General features: G+C 72.5%; 19 protein-coding genes. 9 read left to right on the forward strand and 10 right to left on the reverse strand.

Annotated features, from left to right (window positions below; translation table 11 throughout):
* Positions 1–23: 23 nt before the first annotated feature.
* Entirely contained in the window at positions 24–668 is a 645-nt protein-coding gene (locus ACIP2X_RS15465) for a TetR/AcrR family transcriptional regulator (protein WP_401672614.1), read from the reverse strand.
* Positions 669–723: 55 nt separating this feature from the next.
* Positions 724–1,437, reverse strand: a complete 714-nt coding sequence (locus ACIP2X_RS15470) for a hemolysin III family protein (protein ID WP_401672617.1) — start codon at positions 1,435–1,437, stop codon at positions 724–726.
* A 326-nt stretch (positions 1,438–1,763) separates the two neighbouring features.
* On the opposite strand from ACIP2X_RS15470, the gene ACIP2X_RS15475 reads away from it, so the two are divergent.
* Complete coding sequence (locus ACIP2X_RS15475) at positions 1,764–3,587, forward strand: phosphoenolpyruvate carboxykinase (GTP) (RefSeq protein WP_401672620.1); 1,824 nt, start codon at positions 1,764–1,766, stop codon at positions 3,585–3,587.
* 269 nt (positions 3,588–3,856) lie between these two features.
* On the opposite strand, the gene ACIP2X_RS15480 is transcribed toward ACIP2X_RS15475, so the two are convergent.
* The 6 genes from ACIP2X_RS15480 to ACIP2X_RS15505 all read right to left on the reverse strand — a co-directional run bounded on the left by ACIP2X_RS15480 (position 3,857) and on the right by ACIP2X_RS15505 (position 10,182).
* Positions 3,857–4,459 (reverse strand): hypothetical protein, encoded by a 603-nt coding sequence (locus tag ACIP2X_RS15480; RefSeq protein ID WP_401672623.1) that lies wholly within the window; start codon positions 4,457–4,459, stop codon positions 3,857–3,859.
* On the reverse strand, positions 4,446–5,987 hold the full coding sequence (locus ACIP2X_RS15485; protein WP_401672625.1) for a substrate-binding domain-containing protein: 1,542 nt from the start codon (positions 5,985–5,987) through the stop codon (positions 4,446–4,448). The genes ACIP2X_RS15480 and ACIP2X_RS15485 overlap by 14 nt, the downstream gene beginning before the upstream one ends.
* Positions 5,984–7,195, reverse strand: coding sequence for a toxic anion resistance protein (locus ACIP2X_RS15490; protein WP_401672628.1), 1,212 nt, complete (start codon positions 7,193–7,195; stop codon positions 5,984–5,986). The genes ACIP2X_RS15485 and ACIP2X_RS15490 overlap by 4 nt, the downstream gene beginning before the upstream one ends.
* Positions 7,196–7,208: 13 nt before the next feature.
* Entirely contained in the window at positions 7,209–8,282 is a 1,074-nt protein-coding gene (locus ACIP2X_RS15495; protein ID WP_401672631.1) for a hypothetical protein, read from the reverse strand.
* Positions 8,283–8,454: 172 nt separating this feature from the next.
* Positions 8,455–8,871 (reverse strand): hypothetical protein, encoded by a 417-nt coding sequence (locus tag ACIP2X_RS15500; protein ID WP_401672634.1) that lies wholly within the window; start codon positions 8,869–8,871, stop codon positions 8,455–8,457.
* 99 nt (positions 8,872–8,970) lie between these two features.
* A complete protein-coding gene (locus ACIP2X_RS15505) occupies positions 8,971–10,182 on the reverse strand; it encodes a pyridoxal phosphate-dependent aminotransferase (RefSeq protein WP_401672637.1) in 1,212 nt (403 codons plus the stop codon).
* Positions 10,183–10,309: 127 nt separating this feature from the next.
* On the opposite strand from ACIP2X_RS15505, the gene ACIP2X_RS15510 reads away from it, so the two are divergent.
* Positions 10,310–10,924, forward strand: a complete 615-nt coding sequence (locus ACIP2X_RS15510) for a hypothetical protein (protein ID WP_401672639.1) — start codon at positions 10,310–10,312, stop codon at positions 10,922–10,924.
* A gap of 4 nt (positions 10,925–10,928) precedes the next feature.
* Here ACIP2X_RS15510 and ACIP2X_RS15515 read toward each other — a convergent pair whose 3' ends face one another.
* Both ACIP2X_RS15515 and ACIP2X_RS15520 read right to left on the reverse strand, forming a co-directional pair.
* The gene (locus ACIP2X_RS15515; RefSeq protein WP_401672642.1) at positions 10,929–12,539 is read right to left on the reverse strand and encodes an amidohydrolase family protein; all 1,611 of its coding nucleotides are present in this window, start codon (positions 12,537–12,539) and stop codon (positions 10,929–10,931) included.
* 10 nt (positions 12,540–12,549) lie between these two features.
* Complete coding sequence (locus ACIP2X_RS15520; protein ID WP_401672644.1) at positions 12,550–13,839, reverse strand: amino acid deaminase; 1,290 nt, start codon at positions 13,837–13,839, stop codon at positions 12,550–12,552.
* A 138-nt stretch (positions 13,840–13,977) separates the two neighbouring features.
* On the opposite strand from ACIP2X_RS15520, the gene ACIP2X_RS15525 reads away from it, so the two are divergent.
* The 7 genes from ACIP2X_RS15525 (at position 13,978) to ACIP2X_RS15555 (ending at position 20,550) form a co-directional block, all read left to right on the forward strand.
* Positions 13,978–15,156 (forward strand): sugar kinase, encoded by a 1,179-nt coding sequence (locus ACIP2X_RS15525; RefSeq protein WP_401672647.1) that lies wholly within the window; start codon positions 13,978–13,980, stop codon positions 15,154–15,156.
* A complete protein-coding gene (locus ACIP2X_RS15530; protein ID WP_401672649.1) occupies positions 15,153–15,914 on the forward strand; it encodes an IclR family transcriptional regulator in 762 nt (253 codons plus the stop codon). The genes ACIP2X_RS15525 and ACIP2X_RS15530 overlap by 4 nt, the downstream gene beginning before the upstream one ends.
* Positions 15,911–16,321 carry a RidA family protein gene (locus ACIP2X_RS15535; protein ID WP_401672651.1) on the forward strand — a complete coding sequence of 137 codons (411 nt, stop codon included), beginning with the start codon at positions 15,911–15,913 and terminating at the stop codon, positions 16,319–16,321. Before ACIP2X_RS15530 ends, ACIP2X_RS15535 begins: the two co-directional genes overlap by 4 nt.
* A gap of 119 nt (positions 16,322–16,440) precedes the next feature.
* Positions 16,441–17,916, forward strand: coding sequence for a GntP family permease (locus tag ACIP2X_RS15540; protein ID WP_401672653.1), 1,476 nt, complete (start codon positions 16,441–16,443; stop codon positions 17,914–17,916).
* A 143-nt stretch (positions 17,917–18,059) separates the two neighbouring features.
* Entirely contained in the window at positions 18,060–19,205 is a 1,146-nt protein-coding gene (locus tag ACIP2X_RS15545; protein ID WP_401672655.1) for a hypothetical protein, read from the forward strand.
* Positions 19,205–19,891 carry a hypothetical protein gene (locus ACIP2X_RS15550; protein WP_401672657.1) on the forward strand — a complete coding sequence of 229 codons (687 nt, stop codon included), beginning with the start codon at positions 19,205–19,207 and terminating at the stop codon, positions 19,889–19,891. Before ACIP2X_RS15545 ends, ACIP2X_RS15550 begins: the two co-directional genes overlap by 1 nt.
* Positions 19,892–19,896: 5 nt before the next feature.
* The gene (locus tag ACIP2X_RS15555; protein ID WP_401672660.1) at positions 19,897–20,550 is read left to right on the forward strand and encodes an RES family NAD+ phosphorylase; all 654 of its coding nucleotides are present in this window, start codon (positions 19,897–19,899) and stop codon (positions 20,548–20,550) included.
* Positions 20,551–20,563: the final 13 nt, after the last annotated feature.

Genomic DNA, 20,563 nt, shown 5'->3' on the forward strand with positions numbered 1-20,563 from the left:
TCGCACGGGTGACGGCGCGGGCCTCAGGGGTTTTCGGGACCGCGGTCCCGGTCGCCGCCGAGGTCACGGTCGTAGACGGCCAGGGCGCGATCGACCAGGTCGGCCGGGTCGTCGCGGAAACCGGTCCGTGCCCAGTACTGGCAGCCCTCCGTCAGCCCGCCGACGAGGGACATGGCCAGGACCCGCACCTCCAGGCTCTCCGGGGCGCGCCCGGTGCGCTCGCCGAGGGCCTCGGCGAGCAGGCGGCCGGCGGCGGTCGCGTGCTGGGTGCCGCGGGAGCGCACCGCGGGGATCTCCGCCATCAGCCGGCAGCGCATTCGGGTGACCTCGGGTCCCTCGCGCAGGGCGTCACCGACCGCCTCGCGCAGGACGTGCCGCAGGGCCCGCGGCCAGGGCTCGTCCACCGGGCGGGCCCGGAAGCGGGCCACCAGCGCAGGACCGGGGTCCTCGCCCAGGACGATGTCCTCCTTGGCCGGGAAGTAGCGGAAGACGGTCGACGGCGAGACCTCGGCGCGGTCGGCGATCTGCTCGACGGTGGTGGCGTCGTACCCCTGCTCCTCGACGAGGGCGTGGGCGGCCCGGCGGATCGCGTCGCGGGTCTGGAGCTTTTTGCGTTCGCGCAGGCCCGGGCGGGTGCGGTCGACGGGGGAGGGGCGGGCTGCGGACATGAACTGACAGTAACTCTCAGTTGACACCCGCTGTCAAACGGTGCCTGCCGGTCCGCTACGAGTGCTGGTAGGCCACCAGCGAGATCCCCACGTAGTGCACGACGAACGCCGCCAGCGTGAACGAGTGGAACACCTCGTGGAAGCCGAACCAGTGGGGTGAGGGGTTCGGCCGCTTGATGCCGTAGACGACCCCGCCCGCGCTGTAGAGCAGGCCGCCGACCACGACCAGGACCAGGACGGCGATACCGCCGGTGCGCATGAAGTCGGGCAGGAAGAAGACCGCGGCCCAGCCCATCGCGATGTAGCAGGGCGTGTAGAGCCAGCGCGGGGCGCCGACCCAGAAGACGCGGAAGACGATGCCCGCCAGCGCGGCGGCCCAGATGCCCCACAGCAGCCAGCGGCCCTTGCTGCTCGGCAGGAGCAGCAAGGTCAGCGGCGTGTAGGTGCCGGCGATGATCAGGAAGATGTTGGAGTGGTCCAGGCGGCGCAGCACGCCGTCCATCCGCGGGCTCCAGGTTCCCCGGTGGTAGAGCGCGCTCACGCCGAACAGCAGGCAGGCCGTCAGGGCGTAGATCCCGCACGCGACGCGTCCGCGCGGTGAGTCCGCGAGGGCGGTCAGTACGAGGCCCGCGACCAGCACCGCCGGGAACATGCCGAGGTGCAGCCAGCCGCGGAGCTTGGGCTTGATCGGGTCTGGCAGTGAGAGCGCGTCGGAGATCCGGTCGGCGACAGGCTTGTCCGAGGGCGTGTCGGAGGCGGACGCAGTCATGACCCGCATCGTACCTACGGAACCGTAGGTTACGAATCCGGCAACCCCTGGGAGTGGCCATCATCTCACGGCAGTTGGATTCCGCACCCCTCAAGAGTCGGTCATCCGAACTCAACGTGCACGTAAAGAAACTCGGAGGAACATGGAGGTGGTGGCGTTCCTCACGCCGCTCAGGTGGGCGGCCCTCTGGACAAATGCGCAGTCACCTCGGATGATCAAATGAGTGCGGTCGGCACCGGATGAGCGCCAAAGGGAGTAAGCGAAGCATCCGGGTCGCGGCCCCCACGGGGCAGACAGAGAAAAAAATCCCTCATTTAGGAGCGATCGTGGCGCGCGACATCGCGGCTCCCCCCGTCATCCCGACCAACCACCAGGAACTGATCTCCTGGGTGAACGAGATCGCCGAACTGACCCAGCCGGACAGCGTGGTCTGGTGTGACGGATCCGAGGCCGAGTACGAGCGCCTGTGCGGGGAGCTCGTCGAGAAGGGCACCTTCCGGCAGCTCGACCCGATCAAGCGCCCCAACTCCTACTACGCGGCCTCCGACCCGACGGACGTCGCCCGCGTCGAGGACCGGACCTTCATCTGCTCCGAGAAGGAGGAGGACGCCGGCCCGACCAACCACTGGAAGGACCCCGCCGAGATGCGGGAGATCTTCGCCGGTGACAAGGGCGTCTTCCGCGGCTCGATGCGCGGCCGGACGATGTACGTCGTCCCGTTCTGCATGGGCCCGCTCGGCTCCGACCTGTCCGCGATCGGCGTCGAGATCACCGACTCCGCCTACGTGGCCGTCTCCATGCGCACCATGACCCGCATGGGACAGCCCGTCCTGGACGAGCTCGGCACCGACGGCTTCTTCGTGCGTGCCGTGCACACGCTCGGAGCGCCGCTGGAGGCTGGCGAGCAGGACGTGCCCTGGCCGTGCAACAGCACCAAGTACATCTCCCACTTCCCCGAGACCCGCGAGATCTGGTCCTACGGCTCCGGCTACGGCGGCAACGCGCTGCTCGGCAAGAAGTGCTACGCCCTGCGCATCGCCTCCGTGATGGCCCGCGACGAGGGCTGGCTGGCCGAGCACATGCTGGTCCTCAAGCTCACCCCGCCGCAGGGCGAGCCCAAGTACGTCGCCGCCGCCTTCCCGTCCGCCTGCGGCAAGACCAACCTCGCCATGCTGGAGCCCACGATCTCCGGGTGGACGGTCGAGACGATCGGCGACGACATCGCCTGGATGCGCTTCGGCGAGGACGGCCGCCTCTACGCGATCAACCCCGAGGCCGGGTTCTTCGGCGTCGCGCCCGGCACCGGTGAGCACACCAACGCCAACGCGATGAAGACGCTGTGGGGCAACTCCGTCTTCACCAACGTCGCCCTCACCGACGACAACGACATCTGGTGGGAGGGCATGACGGAGGAGACGCCCGCCCACCTCACCGACTGGAAGGGCAACGACTGGACGCCGCAGTCGGGGACCCCGGCGGCGCACCCCAACGCCCGCTTCACCGTCCCGGCCGCGCAGTGCCCGATCATCGCGCCCGAGTGGGAGGACCCCAAGGGCGTGCCGATCTCCGCGATCCTGTTCGGCGGGCGCCGCGCCACCGCCGTGCCGCTGGTGACGGAGTCCTTCGACTGGAACCACGGCGTCTTCCTGGGCGCCAACGTGGCCAGCGAGAAGACCGCCGCCGCCGAGGGCAAGGTCGGCGAGCTGCGCCGCGACCCGTTCGCGATGCTGCCGTTCTGCGGCTACAACATGGGCGACTACATGGGCCACTGGGTCGACGTAGCCAAGGGCAAGGACCAGGCGAAGCTCCCGAAGATCTACTACGTCAACTGGTTCCGCAAGAACGACGAGGGTGCGTTCGTCTGGCCCGGGTTCGGTGAGAACAGCCGCGTCCTGAAGTGGATCGTGGAGCGTCTGGAGGGCAGGGCCGAGGGCGTCGAGACGCCGATCGGCGTGCTGCCGACGCGGGACGCCCTGGACACCGACGGCCTGGACATGGCCGAGGAGGACCTGGACTTCCTGCTCAGCGTGGACAAGGAAGTGTGGCGCGAGGAGGCCGGGCTCGTGCCCGACCACCTCAACACCTTCGGCGAGCACACGCCGAAGGAGCTGTGGGACGAGTACCACGCCCTGGTGCGGCGGCTGGGCTGACGTCCCGCCTGAAAGACCCCGCGGCCGGTCCAGCCGACAGTGCCCTGACCAGCAACATCGTCACGGCCGGCCGCGGTTCACTCCGTGGGTGGGGTGGGGCGCCTTGTCGCTCGGGGGGTGCGGTGCGTCGGCGGGTGCGGGTGCGTTGTGGCTGGTCGCGCAGTTCCCCGCGCCCCTGAACGCGCCCGGCCGCCGCGGGTGACGGGTTCCGTGGCGGGTGCGGGTGGGTTGGGGCTGGGGGCGCAGTTCCTCGCGCCCCTTCGGGGGCGTTATTGGGAGCGGTCTTCCAAGTAGCGGGTGTGGGATTCCTGGCGGCGGGACTCTGTTTCTCGCAGGGTGGTGGCCAGACGTTCCGCCTCCTCGTGGAGCAGGGCGAGCTGGCGTTCCAGATGCTGTTCGGGTGGCTCCTGCCCCGGGGTCATCCGGTGCCACCAGCGGGTGCGCACGAAGGCGTCGACGGCCTCGGGCACGTCCTGCCGGACGGCCCGGGACAGTGCGTGCACGCCCTCGGGGTCCTGGGCCAGCACCTCGGCGACCCAGCCGGGTTCCAGCAGTGCCCGCAGCAGCCCGGTCAGTCCGTCGAGCCGCGCCGCCGCGGCCGGCGGCAGCTCCACGTCGGCCAGGTAGGCGCCCAGCCGTTCGAAGTCCCCGCGCACCTCGTCCAGCTGGGCCGACGGATCCGGGAAGTCGGGCAGCGCCGGCCGCTCCGGCGGCGCGATCAGCGCACCCGCGCCGTACAGGCCGGCGACCACGACGGGCCAGTAGGGGCCGGCCACACCCGTGAAGGTGAGCACCAGGCCCAGCAGCCCGCAGGCGCATCCCGTGAGGTTCTTGCGGGACTCCAGGTACGTCAGAGCCTTACTGGTAGCCACGGATCTCCTCGAAGGCGCCGTCCAGCGAGCCCTGCCGGGCGTCGAAGAGACGGCCGCCGGTCAGCTCGGCGATACGCTCCAGCTCGGCGCGGTCGGAGTCGCCGAAGAGGATCGGGAAGACGGGGATGTCGCGCTGCTCGCCGGTGAGCGATCCGTGGAACGCCTCGAAGTCCGCGGCCGTCCGACCGGCCGTGTTCTCCCCGTCGGTCATCAGCACGATCGAGGTGAACGCCTCGTCGTCGGCGCCCAGATGCTCGTACGCCTTCTCCAGCGAGGTGTAGATCGCCGTGTCGCCCTGCGCCCGCAGCGCCCCGGTGTCGCGGCGGATCCCGTCGAGGCCGCTCTGCGGGTCAGCCGGGTCCACGACATGGGTGCGCACGCTCTTGACCTGCGATCCGAACGGCATCAGCGTCACCTCCTCACGGTCCCGGAAGTCCGCGGTCAGCCCCGTCAGCGCCGCCTTCAGCCGGGTCAGCCGCTCGCCCAGCATGGAGCCGGAGGTGTCCAGCACGTACACCGTGCGCGAAGGGCGGCGCAGCTCGTTCTCGTACGAGTCGAGCAGCCCGTCGGCGACGGAACGGCTGCCCGGGAAGGGCAGTTCGCGCCGCCTGGTGGCGTCCAGGCCCGAGGCCGGGGGGACGGAGGCCACGACGGGGCGGCGGTGGGTGCGGTCGGTGATCGCGCGCTGGGTCTCCGGGCTGCGCAGGCTCTCGGCGAGCCGGCGCACGTTCTCGCGGGCCTCGGGTCCGGCGGCGGCCAGGGAGGAGAGCGGGTAGTCGGCGGTGACCACACCGTCCTTGGGGCGGATCACCGTCAGGTCCGGGATGCCCTTGAGGACCGACTCGTAGTTGAGCAGCGCGTCGACGGTGCCGCGCCGGGTGTACGCGCCCGCCAGCCAGCCCGACGAACCCGACGTCAGCTTCTGCCCCTTGAAGAACTCCCGCAGCCGCGGCGTCGCCTTGCGCACATCGGCGTCGGTCAGCGCGGACTGGGCCCCGGAGAGCGCGGAGGCGACGGAGACCAGGGTGGCGAAGCCGGAGTTGGAGCGGGCCGGGTCGGTCATGCCGTAGGTCAGCTCGCCGTCCGCGACGGCCTGCTCGACCTGCGACCAGGTGACGTCCTCGGGGGACCAGCCGAGGCCGCGCACGGTGGCCGGCTTCACGCCGATCGCGACGGGGCTCGACATGATCGGCGTCTCCGACACCACCTTGCCGCGCGCCTCGGGGCGCAGGCGCAGATAGTCGTTGGAGGCGAGCCACACCGCGTCGTAGGCCTGGTCCGCCTTGCCCCGCGCCAGCAGGTCCACGGCGTCCAGGGTGCCCATGTACGTGGGCCGCACGGTGATCCCGGTCCGCTCGCGGACCTGGTCCAGGACGGGGGCCATGTCGCTGAGCTCGCTGGAGGCGAGGACGCGCAGGGTGCCGGGTGCGGCGGCCGTGGGGTCGTCGTCGGGGGTGTCCTGCCCGGAGGTGCACGCGGTCAGAAGGGTCAGGGCGGCGAGGGTGAGGGCCGCGATCCGGTGTCTCATCTGTGGCCTCCTTCGAGGGCGCCCTGGGCGCGGCTGCGCTCCAGATGGGCACTGGCGCTCTGGAGTTCGCTCGTCAGCGACTCGACGGTGGCCGCCATCGCCTCGGTGGCCTGCACCTTGTAGGTGTCGATGGCGTCGAGGGTGCGGTAGATCTGCTGGAAGGCGCTCCGCAGGGTCTCCGCGCCGACCGCCGGGTCCGCGGCGATCCGCTGGATCTCACCGGACTGCGTGGCGAGCATCTCCGCGTTGCCGCGGATGAGTTCCTCGGTGGTGCCGCGCAGCGCGTTGACCTGGTCGACGACCTTCTTCTGGTTGTCGAGGGCGGACGCCAGCATCACGGAGATGCGCAGCGCCGAGACGGTGGTCGTCGCGGCCCGGTCGACGCCCTTGATCAGTTCGTCGTTGTTGCGGCGTACGACGTCCATGGCGAGGTAGCCCTGCGCGCACACGGCGAGCTGGGTGAGCAGGTCCTGGTGCTTCTGGCGGACGGGGAAGAGGACGTCGGCGCGCAGTGTGTCGGCCTGCTGGGGGTCGGCGACCCTCGCGATGTGCTCCTCGACGGCGCTGTCCAGGGCCTCGGTCAGCACCACGTACTCCTGGAGCTTGCCCATGGTCTCCCACAGCCGGACCCGCTCGGTCTGCAACGCGGCGCTGTCGCGGCGCAGTTCGTCCTGTCCGCCGCGCAGCGACCCCACGATCTTGTTCAGGGTGCCCTGCGCGGAGGCGTACTTGGCGACGTGGTCGCGCAGCTTGTTGCCGCCGGGCAGCCGGGAGAGGAACTTGCGGCCCTTGCCGGTCGGCAGGTCGCGCGGGTCGAGGTCCTCGACGACCCGCCGCAGCTCCACCAGCGACCCGGCGACCTTCGTCTGCGCGTCCCCGCCCTTGCTGGGCAGGCTGCGCACGGTCCGCTCCAGCATGCGGTTGGACTGCGCGGCCGCGGTGCGCATCTCGCCCGCGCCGAGTGCCGTGATCTCCCCGACCTTGCCGGCGAACTCGGGGGAGCGGGCGTCCAGTGCGGCGAGCCCGGCGATGTAGTCGGCGGCCTTGCGGGCCATGTCGCCGCGCACCCCGTCGTCGACGGGGACGAGTCCGCCGGCCTTCTCGCGCGGAACCGGGGAGACCGGCTCGGGCGGCGTGAGATGGAAGGAGTCGTCGCGGCTGGCGCTGGTGTTCTGACTGGCGCTGTGGCCGAGGTCGTAGTCGCTCATCTGGCTGATCCCCCTATCCGCGCGCCCGGCGCGCCATCTCGTGCAGCACCTCGGAGGTGGGCACGGGCACCTGTCGCACGTTCAGCTTCGGCATGAGGTAGTCGGTGTGGTCGGCGGTGGCCGCGGTGAACTCCGCGGCGGCGTCCTGCGGGCGGAAGCCGTGACGGGCGGCCAGCTTGCGCAGCACGGGGTCGGTGGACAGGAGCTGGCCGAGGGCGCGGCCCTCGTCGGTCAGCGGCACGACGGTGTGGTCGCTGGTGGCGGTGGTGTCCAGGTAGAGGACGACGAGGTCGTCGATGCCCTGGCCCTGGCCCAGCAGCGAGGCGACCTGGGACTCGTAGACGAGGACGAGCGGATTGCCGGCGCCGCTGACGAAGTCCCGGAAGGCGCCGTCCGAGCTGGACTGCTGGGCGCCCTGCACGGTGATCAGCTTGCGCAGCAGCGGCGCGGTGCGCCCGATGTCGGCGTCGCTCGCGACCACCTTGCCGCCGTTGTCGACGTAGGAGGCGGCGGCGAGGTAGAGGGCGCCGGAGTTGGAGGTGACGGGGTCGGTGCTGGCGATGTAGAGCGTGCCGCGCAACTCGCCGTACTTCTCGGACCCCTTGAGCTGCTGCCAGGTGCGATCGTCCCGGGCGGCGTCGAGATAGGCGTTCATCCGCAGGACGCCGCGGTGCGCTTCGTCCAGGGTGGCCAGTCCGTTGGCCTGAAGCACCTCGGCGGCGCCCCGGTGGGCCACGGCGACGAGGGGCGAGTAGAAGGGGCGCGGCAGCGGCTGCTGCGCCTTGTACTTGGCGGCGAGCGCGTCGGCGGGCGCCTTGCTGGAGGGGAAGGCGAAGTCGTAGCCCGCCAGGTCCAGTTCCTCCATGGCCCACGAGCCGGACGGCTCCGCCTGCACGGTGTAACCCTTGGCGGCAAGGGCGTCCACCACCTGGGGGTCGGCGAAGAACTCCGTCTTCTCCGACCCGACCACGCCACGCACGGTCTTCGTTGCCGTGCCCTGGTCCCCGTTGTCCCGGCCCGCCACGACGGCCGCCACCACGCCGCCGATCAGCAACACCGCGAGGACAATCCCTGCGATTCGTCTCACGCCGGGGAGCGTGCTCCCGGAACCCAACGTTCCCCGGCTTCCGGGGTGAACGACGGGTGACTTGAAGGTCCCGGTACGCAACGCCCGCTACGGCGGGCGCACTTGTGGCACCCGGTCCGCGCGTCGCTGCGGGTGCACGCGGACCGGGGCCGCACGAGAGGCCCTTGCGGGCTCAGTGGGCGGCGAGCTCGCGGGGGCCGAGCGCGGCCGCGTGCGCGTCCATCCGCTCGGCCGCGAGGATCGCCACCGCCGTGTCCGCGCGGGACGCGGCGACCACCAGCGTCCGGCCGGCGAGGGCGTGGGCGCGCCGGTGCAGCGCGGCGAGGTGCGGCGCGGCGGCCGCCGTCGCCGAGGTGCGGGCCGGCGTACGGCCTCCCCGCAGCCGGGCCACCTGCTCGGCGAGCCGGACGGCCGCGGTGTCGAGGTCGGCGGACGGGGCCAGCGCGCGCAGCTCGTCGGTGACGGCGAGCAGCGCGGCGAGGTGTCCCGCGAGCTGGATGTCCAGCTCTTCCTCACGGGAGCGGTGGGGGAAGTCGGAGGGGGTGCCGGCCATCGTGTGGACCGACTTGTCGCGGATCGGTTCGTACATGGGATGGCCTCCTGTGCTTGGCAGAAGCCATCCTACCTTAGATTTCGTCTAAAGTTGAGCCGGTCACCCATCAGGGATCCGTGAATTCGCAGCGTGACCTCAGGGCTGGCTGTAGCCGTCCAGGAACCGGGCGATCCGGTCGATCGCGTCCCGCAGATCCACGACCGAGGGCAGGGTCACGACCCGGAAGTGATCGGGCTCGGGCCAGTTGAAGCCGGTGCCGTGCACGACCATGATCTTCTCGCGCCGAAGCAGGTCGAGCACCAGCCGGCGGTCGTCCTTCACCTTGAAGATCTTGGGGTCGAGGCGGGGGAAGAGGTACAGGGCGCCCTTCGGGCGCACACATGTCACGCCCGGGATCTGCGTCAGCAACTCGTGGGCGACCTCCATCTGCTCCCGCAGGCGGCCGCCCGGCAGCACCAGGTCGTTGATCGACTGGCGTCCGCTGAGCGCGGCGACCACGCCGTGCTGGCCCGGCATGTTCGCGCACAGGCGCATGTTGGCGAGGATCGTCAGGCCCTCGATGTAGGAGTCCGCGTGCGCGCGGGGGCCGGAGATCGACATCCAGCCGACCCGGTAGCCGGCCACGCGGTAGGCCTTCGACATGCCGTTGAAGGTGAGGGTCAGCAGGTCGGGGGCGACCCGGGCCGTCGGGACGTGCACGGCGTCGTCGTAGAGGATCTTGTCGTAGATCTCGTCCGAGCAGACCAGCAGGTTGTGGCGGCGGGCGATGTCGGTCAGGCCCTTGAGCACCGCCTCGTCGTAGACCGCGCCGGTCGGGTTGTTCGGGTTGATGATCACGATCGCCTTGGTGCGGTCGGTGACCTTGCGCTCGACGTCGGCGAGGTCCGGCATCCAGTCGGACTGCTCGTCGCAGCGGTAGTGCACGGCCGTACCGCCGGACAGCGACACGGCGGCCGTCCACAGCGGGTAGTCCGGCGCCGGTACGAGGACCTCGTCGCCGTCGTCCAGGAGGCCCTGCATGGCCATGGTGATCAGCTCGGAGACGCCGTTGCCGATGAAGACGTGCTCGACGTCCGTCTCGATGCCGAGGGTCTGGTTGTGCATGACGACCGCGCGCCGGGCGGCCAGCAGACCCTTCGCGTCGCCGTAGCCGTGGGCCGTCGAGACGTTGCGGAGGATGTCCTCCAGGATCTCCGGCGGGCATTCGAAGCCGAAGGCGGCCGGGTTGCCGGTGTTCAGCTTCAGGATGCGGTGGCCGGCCGCTTCCAGGCGCATCGCCTCTTCGAGTACCGGGCCCCGGATCTCGTAACAGACGTTGGCGAGCTTCGTCGACTGGATCACCTGCATGTCTGGGAGCTTACGGCCGCCCGCCGCCCCGGGCGTCGTGTCTTCCACCACGTGAGACGCCCCTGGACGGGGGCCGTGCACCCCTGGTCGCCCCCGCGGCCACGGCGTATCCCTAGAATGCGGCGGCATGTCAGAGCCTCCCAGAACGGGTAACCCCCAGGGTCCGCCGAACGTGTACGTGCAGCCGGAGCCGGTACGTCCGCCCGCCTACGAGGAGTACACCGACCCGGCCGCCGCCCACGGCTGGCAGAACGCCTACGACGAGACGCGTGAGCTGCCCGCGGTGACGGTCCCGGTGGCGCGTGGCTCCCGCCGCAAGCCCGGTCCCTGGCGCCGCCGGCGGGTGGTGGTGGCGGCCGGCGCGGTGGGCGCGGTGTCCGCCGCGGCGCTGATCGCCGGCTTCGCCGGGTCGGGCTCCGGCGGCGGCACGCAGGGCGGTCAGGACCGGACGAGGTCGACCCCGGACGCCTCCGGCGGTGCGGAGCCCTCGTCCTCCCCCGGGGCGGACGAGGACGCCGCTGCCGTGCCGGCGCGGGACGGCGCGAACCCCTCGGCGTCCGCGTCGGCCCCGGACCCGTCGCGGAGCGCGGGTGACGTCAGCGCCTCGCCCACCGCCTCCGGGGCCGGCCCCACCGCGTCCGCCACGACTCCCACCGCCACCGAGAGCTCCTCGGTCGACGGACCGGGCAACGCCAACGGCAATCCGGGGCACGGGCGCGGCGGCACCAAGGGGCCCAAGTGACCGGTCACCGGGGCGTCCGGCGCACCGAGCGGCCCGCCAGGACGTCCGTGCGGCGGCCGTCCTCGATGACGAACCGTCCGTCGATCAGCACATGGGGGATGCCCGTCGGGAGCGTGCGCGGCTGCTCGAAGGTGGAGCCCGCCGCGACCGTGGCCGCGTCGAAGAGCACCAGGTCGGCCCGGTAACCCTCGCGGACCACGCCCCGGTCGGGCAGCCGCAGCCGGGCCGCCGGGCGTCCGGTCAGCCGGGCCACGCACTCCTCCAGCGACAGCACCCCCAGCTCCCGCACGTACCTGCCGAGGTAGTGCGGGAACGTGCCGTACGCGCGCGGATGCGGCTTGGCGCCCTGGAGGATGCCGTCCGAGCCGCCCGTGTGCACCCGGTGCCGCATGATCGCCCGGACGTTCTCCTCGTGCCCGACGTGCTGGAGGATCGTCGGCCCGAGGCGGTCCTCGACCAGCAGCCGGCGGGCGGTGACCCAGGGGTCCTCGCCGCGCAGTGCCGCCGAGTCCTCGACCGTGCGGCCCACGTACGCCTCCAGGGCCGGGTCGCTCACGCCGGAGATCTCGATCGTCTCCCACTCGACCGGTACGCCGTGACAGCCGTCCGCGCCGACGACCTCCAGGTCGTGCCGGATCCGCTCGGCCGTGGCGTCGTCCGCGAGCCGCCGCAGGATCGCCTCCGGGCCGCCCTCGCTCGCCCAGCTCGGCAGCAGGGCCACCAGCGTCGTGCAGCCGGGGGTGTAGGGGTAGGTGTCCAGGCTGATGTCGGCCCCGGCGGCGAGGGCGTCGTCCAGCAGGGCCAGCAGTTCGGGCGCGCGGCCCTTGTTGACGCCGAAGTTCATGGTGGCGTGGGCGAGGTGCAGCGGGCAGCCGGCCTCCCGCGTCAGCGCGACCATCTCCTCGTACGCCTGCAGGGCCCCGGCGCCGTACGAGCGGTGGTGGGGGCAGTAGTAGCCGCCGTACCGCGCCACCACCCGGCACAGCTCGGACAGTTCGGCGTCGGCGGCGTACATGCCGGGCGTGTACGTGAGCCCGGACGACAACCCGACCGCGCCCTGCTCCAGGCCCTCCGCGACGAGCCGGCGCATCCGCTCCAGCTCCTGCGGGGTGGCCTCGCGGTCCTCCCAGCCGACGGCCAGCGCGCGGACCGTTCCCTGGGGGATCAGATAGGCCGCGTTGACCGCGACGCCCCGGTCCAGCCGGTCCAGGTACTCGCCCACCGAACGCCAGTCGAAGTCGATGTCGTCGCCGTGGCCGTTCCATCCGGTGATGGCGCGGCGCACCTCGGCGAGCGTGCGGTCGTCAACGGGGGCGTACGACAGCCCGTCCTGGCCCAGCACCTCCAGCGTCACGCCCTGGGCGGCCTTCGCGCTGTGGTCGGGGTCGCGCAGCAGGGCGAGGTCGCTGTGGGCGTGCATGTCGATGAAGCCGGGGGACAGGACGAGGCCCTCCGCGTCCAGCTCCCTGGTGGCGGTGGGGCGCTGGCAGCCCGCCGCCGCCGCTTCCTTGACGATCGAGACGATCCGGCCGCCGTCCACCACCACGTCGGCGCGGTACGCGGGGGCACCGGTGCCGTCGACGACGTCCGCGTCACGGATGACGAGGTCTGCCATGCCGGGCCTCCTAGAAGAACGTGCGGATGTACTCGACGACCGTGCCGTCCGCCTCGGCCACCGGGATCAGCTGCCACTTGTCGAACGACGTGCACGGGTGGGACAAACCCATGCCGAGCCAGTCACCGACCTGGAGATCCGCCTCCGGGGCGGTGCGCAGCCAGGCGTGCTGGTCGGACAGCGCGGTGACCTCCACGCCGGTGGCCGGGCGCTCTGCGCCGTCCCGGCGGACGACCTGCGCGAAGGGCAGGTCCAGGTCGTAGGCGGCGTCCCGCTTCCCGGCGTTGAGGAAGGCCTGCTCCGCCGACGGCCGCGACACCACCTGCGCCCACAGGCGGAACGCGGGCTCCAGCGCGCCCTCCTCGGCGACCCGGTTGAAGGGCGTCAGCTTGCGGTAGTGCCCGTCGTCGTGCGAGACGTACGCGCCCGAGCGCAGCAGTTTCAGCACCGGCAGGCTCAGTTCGGGGATCTCGGCGAACACGTCGGCCACCGCGTCGAACCAGGCGCTGCCGCCCGCGCTGACGACGATCTCGTCCAGCCCCTGGAAGCGTCCCGCCTTGTCGAAGTCCGCCGCCAGCGCCACCAGCCGGCGCAGCCACGCGTGCACGCGCTCGGGGTTCGCGCCCGGCACCTCGCCCTCGTAGCCCGCGACGCCGACCAGGCGCAGCGCCGGTGCGGCGGCCACCGCGTCGGCGATCTCGGCGCACTCCGCCTCGGTGCGCACGCCGGTGCGGGCGCCGTCACCGGCGGCCAGCTCGACGACGACGTCCACCGGGCGCTCGGTGCCGCGCAGTGCCGCGTCCATCAGCTCGACGCCGCGCACGGAGTCGACGTAGCAGGCGAACGTGAAGGAGGGGTCCTCGGCGAGCTCGCCGGCGATCCACCGCAGGGCCGCCGCGTCCACCAGCTCGTTGGCCAGGAAGACCCGTCGGACGCCGAACGCCCGTGCCACCCGCACCTGGTGCGGCACGGCGAGCGTGATGCCCCAGGCGCCGTTGTCGATCTGCCGCTGGAAGAGCTGCGGGGCCATGGTGGTCTTGCCGTGCGGGGCGAAGGCCAGACCGTGGCGGTCGGCGTACGTCGCCATGAGCCGCAGGTTGTGCTCCAGGTGCTCGGCGGAGAGGGCGAGGACCGGGGTGGTGAAGCCGCCGGTGAACAGGTTGCGGCGCTGGGCGGCGAGCTCCGCCACGGTCAGCCCGTGGGCGTCGGGCGGGAGGCCCTTGAAGCGGTGGTCGACGCGTTCCTCGGTGAGGGCGGCGAGCGCTTCGGTGGCGGTGGTGGTGCCGGGGTCGAGAGCCATGGAGCCTCCCTGATCTGGTGCGTTGCGAAGTGTGCAACGTCCATTGCGTATGTCGCTTACTGCTGTCTAACATCTCGGCCAACGCGGGGTCAACGGAGCCGCCACGACCCGCGACGCCGACGAGGAGTCCTGACCATCGTGACCGCCAACGGCCCTTGCACCGCCCCCGACGTCGTGGACGTCGTCGCGCTCGGCGAGTCCATGGTCACGTTCCTGCCCTCCCGGCCCGGCCGCCTCGCCGACGTTCCCTCCTTCGACCGCGGCATCGGCGGCGCCGAGTCCAACGTGGTCTGCGTGCTGGCGGCCGCCGGGCACACCACGCGGTGGGTCAGCAGGGTCGGCGCGGACGGCTTCGGCGACCACCTGGTCGAGGCGGTCGGAGCGTACGGCGTCGACGTGTCGGCGGTCCGGCGTGACCCGGCGCGCCCCACCGGCGTGTACTTCCGCACCGCGGGGGACCGGGCGGGCGACGGCCACGAGGTGGCGTACTACCGGGCGGGGTCGGCGGCGTCCGCGATGAGCGCGCGGAACATCGACATGGCGGCGGTGCGCGCCGCCCGCGTCCTGCACCTCTCCGGCATCACGGCCGCGCTGTCGGCGGACTGCCTCAGTCTGCTGCGCGAGCTGACCGCCCCCCTGGCCGGGCGCCCGCTGATCTCCTTCGACGTGAACCACCGGCCCGGTCTGTGGCGGGACGCCGGCGGCGCCGGGGTCCTGCTGGAACTCGCGCGGCGCGCGGACCTCGTGTTCGTGGGGGAGGACGAGGCCGAGGAGGCCTGGGGGGCGACCGGGGGTCCGGAGGCGATCCGGGAACTGCTGCCCGAGCCGCGGACGCTGGTGGTGAAGCAGGGGGCCGCGGGAGCCACGGTGTTCGAGCGGGGGCCGGAGCGCGAGGGCCACGCCGACGCCCATGCCGCCCCAGCCCCCGCCTCCGACGCCCATGCCGCCCCCGACTCCGATGCCGACCCCGGCACCGATGCCGACCCCGTGGGCGACGGCGGGGCGGCCGGGCCCGGCCGGGTCGGCGAACCCGCTCCCCGCGTCGACGTCGTCGCCTCCGTCGGCGCCGGGGACGCCTTCGCCGCCGGGTTCCTCTCCGCCACCCTGCGCGGTCTGCCCACCCGGGACCGGCTGCGGCACGGGCACCTCATGGCCGCCGCCGCCCTGACCGTCCCCGGCGACCTCGCCACCCCCGCGACGCGACAGCACGCCGACCGGCTCGCGGCCCTGGACGACGACGCGTGGGGGACACTTCGACTCGGCCCCGGCTGGACGCACGCCGTTGATCGGGCCCCGGAGGAGGTACGTACGCCATGAGTCAGACCGTCGACCGCGCGCTGAGCATCCTGCCGCTGCTCGCGGAGGGCCCCGCCGACCTCGGGCAGGTCGCCGACCGGCTCGGCGTGCACAAGTCCACCGCGCTGCGCCTGCTGCGCACCCTCCACGAGCACGGCTTCGTCTACCGCCAGTCCGACCAGCGCTACCGTCTCGGCGCCCGGCTCTTCGCGCTCGCCCAGGAGGCGATGGAGAACCTCGACATCCGCGAGATCGGGCACCCCCACCTCGTACGGCTGAACGAGCAGTGCGGGCACACCGTGCACCTCGCGGTGTACGAGGAGAACGAGGTCCTCTACATCGACAAGGTCGAGAGCCGCTACCCGGTGCGGATGTACTCGCGGATCGGCAAACCCGTCGCCATCACGGTCGCCGCCGTCGCCAAGCTGCTGCTCGCCGACCTTCCCGAGCACGAGCGCCGCACCCTCGCGGAGAAGCTCGACTACCCCATGTACACGGCTCGTTCGACGCCGAACCCCGAGGCCTTCCTCCGGGAGCTGGCCAAGGTGCGCGAACAGGGCTGGGCCACCGACCTCGGTGGCCACGAGGAGTCCATCAACTGCGTCGCCGCACCGATCCGCGGCGCGGACGGCCGGGTCGTCGCCGCGATGTCGGTCTCGGCGCCCAACGTCGTCGTCACCGGCGACGAACTCCTCACCCTGCTCCCGCTGGTCCGCCGCACCGCGGACGCCATCAGCGGCGAGTACTCCGGCAGGACCCCGAAGAAAGAGCTGGCATGACCGAGAAGACCGCCCTCACCCCCACGACCCACACCACCCCGCCCGCGAAGTTCTCCCACGGCGTGCGGAAGGGCAACATCCTCCAGGTCGCCGGTCAGGTCGGCTTCCTGCCCGCCGTCGAGGGGCAGCCCCCGACGCCGGCCGGACCGGGCCTGCGGGAGCAGACCCTCCAGACGCTCGCCAACGTCAAGGCGATCCTCCAGGAGGGCGGCGCCTCCTGGGACGACGTGATGATGATCCGCGTCTACCTCACGGACGTGGACCACTTCGCCGAGATGAACGCGCTCTACAACGCGTACTTCGAGGAGCAGGGCCTCACCCAGCCGCCGGCCGCGCGGACCACCGTGTACGTCGGCCTGCCCGCCGGTCTCCTGATCGAGATCGACGCCCTCGCCGTCCTCGGCTGAGCGCCCCCTCACCTTCCGCACCCTGATTGCCGTCACGGCACGGCGCCCTCTCCCCTTGGGCGCCGTGCCGTGATCCCCCATGCCCGAAAGCACCATGTGTTGACGCAGAGGACCCCCGCATGTCCTACATATCCGCCGCGCCGGCCCCGGAGACCCCACCCCACACCGGCGGGCTGCTGCTCCTCGTCGACGGGACGGCAGGCCTCCTGACCGTCGCCGCGATCGGTATCGCACTGCTGCTCTTCCTGATCATCAAGGTCCGCCTCCAGCCGTTCGTTGCCCTCCTCGCGGTCTCCATCGCCGTCGGCCTGATGGCCGGCCTGTCGGTCACCGAACTCTTCGGCACCGTCCAGAAGTCAGACGCCGTCTCCACCATCGAGTCCGGCATGGGCGGCATCCTCGGCCATGTCGCGATCATCATCGGCCTGGGCACCATGCTCGGCGCGATCCTCGAAGTCAGCGGCGGCGCCGAGGTGCTGGCCTCCCGGCTGCTCGGCCTGTTCGGCGAGAAGCGCGCGCCCCTCGCCATGGGCCTCACCGGCCTGATCTTCGGCATCCCGGTCTTCTTCGACGTCGGCATCTTCGTCCTCGCGCCGCTCGTCTACGCCGCCGCCAAGCGCTCCGGCAAGTCGGTGCTGCTCTACTGCCTGCCCCTGCTGGCCGGCCTGTCGATGACCCACGCCTTCCTGCCCCCGCACCCCGGTCCCGTCGCCGCCGCGGGTCTGCTCCACGTCGACCTCGGCTGGGTCATCCTCATGGGCATCGTCTGCGGCATCCCCGCCGTGCTGGCCGCCTGGGCGTACTCGGCGTGGATCGGCCGCCGGATCTTCGTGCCGGTCCCGCAGGACATGGCCGAGGCGGCCGAAGAGGCCAAGCGCGCCGTGCTCGACGAGCAGCGGGCGGACGGCGTGGAGCCCCGTGAGGCGCCGGTCGGGCTGGGCACCGTCCTCGCCATCATCGGCACGCCGCTGATCCTGATCCTCGCGGCGACCTTCTCCTCCATCGCCCTGGACCCCTCCACCCCGCGCTCGGTGGTCGAGTTCTTCGGCCACCCGTTCGTGGCCCTCACCCTCGCGCTGCTGCTGGCGTACTACCTCCTCGGCATCCGCCGCGGATGGTCGCGCAGGTCCCTGGAGACGGTGTCCACCTCGTCCCTCAAGCCCGTCGGCAACATCCTGCTGGTGGTCGGCGCGGGCGGCGTCTTCGGCGCCGTCCTCAAGGCGAGCGGCGTGGCCCAGGCACTGTCGGACACCTTCAACGACGTCGGCCTGCCGGTGCTCGTCCTCTCCTACCTGATCTCGCTGGTCCTGCGGGTCGCCCAGGGCTCGGCGACGGTGGCGATCGTGACGACGGCCGGCATCGTGGCCCCGCTGCTGGCGGAGGGCGACCACTCCCAGGCGTTCGTGGCCCTGGTCATCATGGCCATCTCCGCGGGCTCCATCTTCGCCTCGCACGTCAACGACGGCGGCTTCTGGATCGTCGCCAAGTACTTCGGCATCAGCGAGCGGGACACGCTGAAGACGTGGACGGTGCTGGAGTCGGTGCTGTCGGTCGCCGGATTCGCGGCGGCGGCGGTGCTCAGCCTCTTCGTGTAGGCGGCGCCGCGAGGGGCGCGTCCAGGTCCGTACCCGGCCCTGGACGCGCCCTGTTTCCGCCCCGTTCGCGACCGGGCCGTGCGCTGCAATGGAAGGGCGGAACGGGCTTGTGAGGGGCACGGGGCGGTGCGATGCTGATCGTCATGCCGTCGCCGCCGCCTCACCCGCTCGATCACGGAGTGGTCCTCGCGGAGGTGCGCAAGGTGCGACGAGCCGGGGTCGTCAGACTGCGGGAACTCGCCCTGCCGGCGCTCGTCGAGGCCGCCCGTGAACTTCCGCGGGGAGACGGCGAGTTACCTGGGGGGCCGGTGGAGAAGGTGTTACGGCTCGCCGTCTCCCGGATGGGCGGCGGCACCCTCCAGACCGCCGCCGAGTACAGCCTCGGGCTCGCCCAGGGCACCCGGGACTGGCCGGCCGCCGACCGGCGCCGACGGGCCGCCCAGGTGTACGGGGTGAGCGTCGAACGGTTCCGCAAGCACCACGAGTTCATGGTCCTCGGCCAGGTCGCGGAACAGATCGTGCAGGGTGCCGACCACAGGGCAGGCCACGACGGTGCCGGCCACGACCGCGCCGCCGCCGTCCCGGCCGCCGGGCCCGGCCCCGCGAGGGCGCCGCGCGACCGCGTCCCCGCCGCGCACCGGGCGCTGCGCGTCCGGGTGCACCGCCGTACCGTGCCCGTCACCGTGCACGTCCACTCGGTGGACCTGCTGCGCGACATCGACGTCGTGGTCTCCCCGTCGAACACCTACTTCGCACTGCCCGCGCCCTACAAGTCGTCCGTCGCCGCGACCCTGCGCCGGGCGGGGGCGCGCAGGGACCCCACCGGGGGACTCGTCGAGGACCGCGTCCACGACGAGCTGGGGGCGTGGGCCGCCCGGCACGGGGCTCCCGGCCGGGCGGCCCTGCCGGGCACGGTCGCCGTCACCTCCGCGGGCGCGCTGGCCGGTCAGGGCATCCGGCGCATCTACCACGTGGCCGTCGCCGTGCCCCGCCCCGAGACCAACGACTACGACGTCCAGCCCGCCGACATCACCCGGGGCGTGGCCCGTGTCTTCGCCCTGCTCGCCGAGGAGGCCCGCCGGTGCGACCCACCGCCGCGGTCGGTCTGCCTGCCGCTGCTCGGCGCGGGGCGCGGCGGACTGACCCCGCTGGAGAGCTTCGGAGCGCTGTGGACGGCCGTCGAGGCCGAACTCGCCCGGGGCGCCGACTGGGACATCCACTTCGTGGTACGCCGCCATGCCCGTGCCGACCTGCTGGAACGGCTGCTCGCCGCCGTGGGGGAGGAGTGATGGGGCATCCCCCGTCCGAACCGGCCGACCCGTACCTCACCCTCGCCGCCGCGGCCGCCCGCTGGGACCGGGTCGCAGCCCGGCTCGGGGCGGACACCCGGGCCCGGCTGGCCGAGTTGCTCACCGTCGTCCGGCACGCCGACGCCCCCGGCCGGCACTCCTGCGCCGTACAGGCCGCGGGGCTGTTGCGGCAGCGGCTGCCCGACGAGTTCGGCGCCGACGCGCAGGCACGGCTGGCCGGCGTGCACACCGCGCAGGGCGGCCCGCCGACCGTGCAGGGGTTCGGGACCGAGGATCTGGCCGTGCTGCTGATCGACGGGCACCGCATGGTGGGACCGGTGCTCGGGCCGGTGCGCGAACGGCTGCTCGCGGAGCCCGCGCTGGACGCCGAGACCGTGCAGCGCGCGGGCGGCGAGCCGTACGCGCCGGACCTGATCCGGCTGCGCGGCGCCGGCGGGCGGCTGCGGCTGCCGAGGTTCCAGTTCTCCGAGGAGACCCTGCCCTGGCTGGTGGTCCTGGAGGTCAACGCGCTGCTGGACGCCGGGCACGACCCCTGGGGCGCCGCCGACTGGTGGCTCAGTGCCAACGCCTGGCTCGGCACCAGCCCCGTCCGGCTGCTGGGCACCGGGCGGGACCGGCAGCTCGTGGAGACCGCGCGGTTCCTGATGGACAGCGAGGGTGGGTGACCGGCATGCCCAACTACCGCCCGCCCGACGCGCTCACCGGCACCCCCGGCAAGGTGACGCTGGCCCGTGGCACCCTGCTCCACCGCGTCCACGGCTCGCACCGCGACGCCGCCGCGTTCAACCCCCGGCCCTCGCACTGTCTCTACGGGGGTGGCCGCTTCGACGCCACCTCCTGCGACCGGTACGGCTATCTGTACGCCGGTCTCAGCGCGGCCGCCGCCGTGTGCGAGACGATGCTGCGCTCCCTGCCGTTCGACCCGGCGGGCGGCCCGCGCCTGCTTCCGCACCGGGCCGTCGAGGGGCGCCGGCTCAGCACGCTGCGGCTCACCGCCGACCTCTGCGTGCTGCCGCTGATGAGCGCGCAGGACCTCGCCGCCGTGCACCAGGACACCTGGCTGGTGCACACCGAGGCGCACGAGTACCCGTACACCCGGGACTGGGCCCACTGGATCCGCCGGCACACCCAGCCGTGGGCGCAGGGCATGGTGTGGGCGTCCAAGCGGGAACCGGCGGACCGGACCGTGGTGCTGTTCGGCGACCGCTGCCCGGACGGCGCGCTGCGCTGCGAGGACGACGAGACCGTGGACTTCGGCACCGCCGAGGGCCGGGAATGGCTGAACTCCGTGCTGCTGCCGTACCACGTCCGACTCGCCCCCTGAGGGGCCATGCCGA

The sequence above is a fragment of the Streptomyces sp. NPDC089424 genome, from assembly GCF_044749345.1.
Classification (GTDB): Bacteria; Actinomycetota; Actinomycetes; order Streptomycetales; family Streptomycetaceae; genus Streptomyces.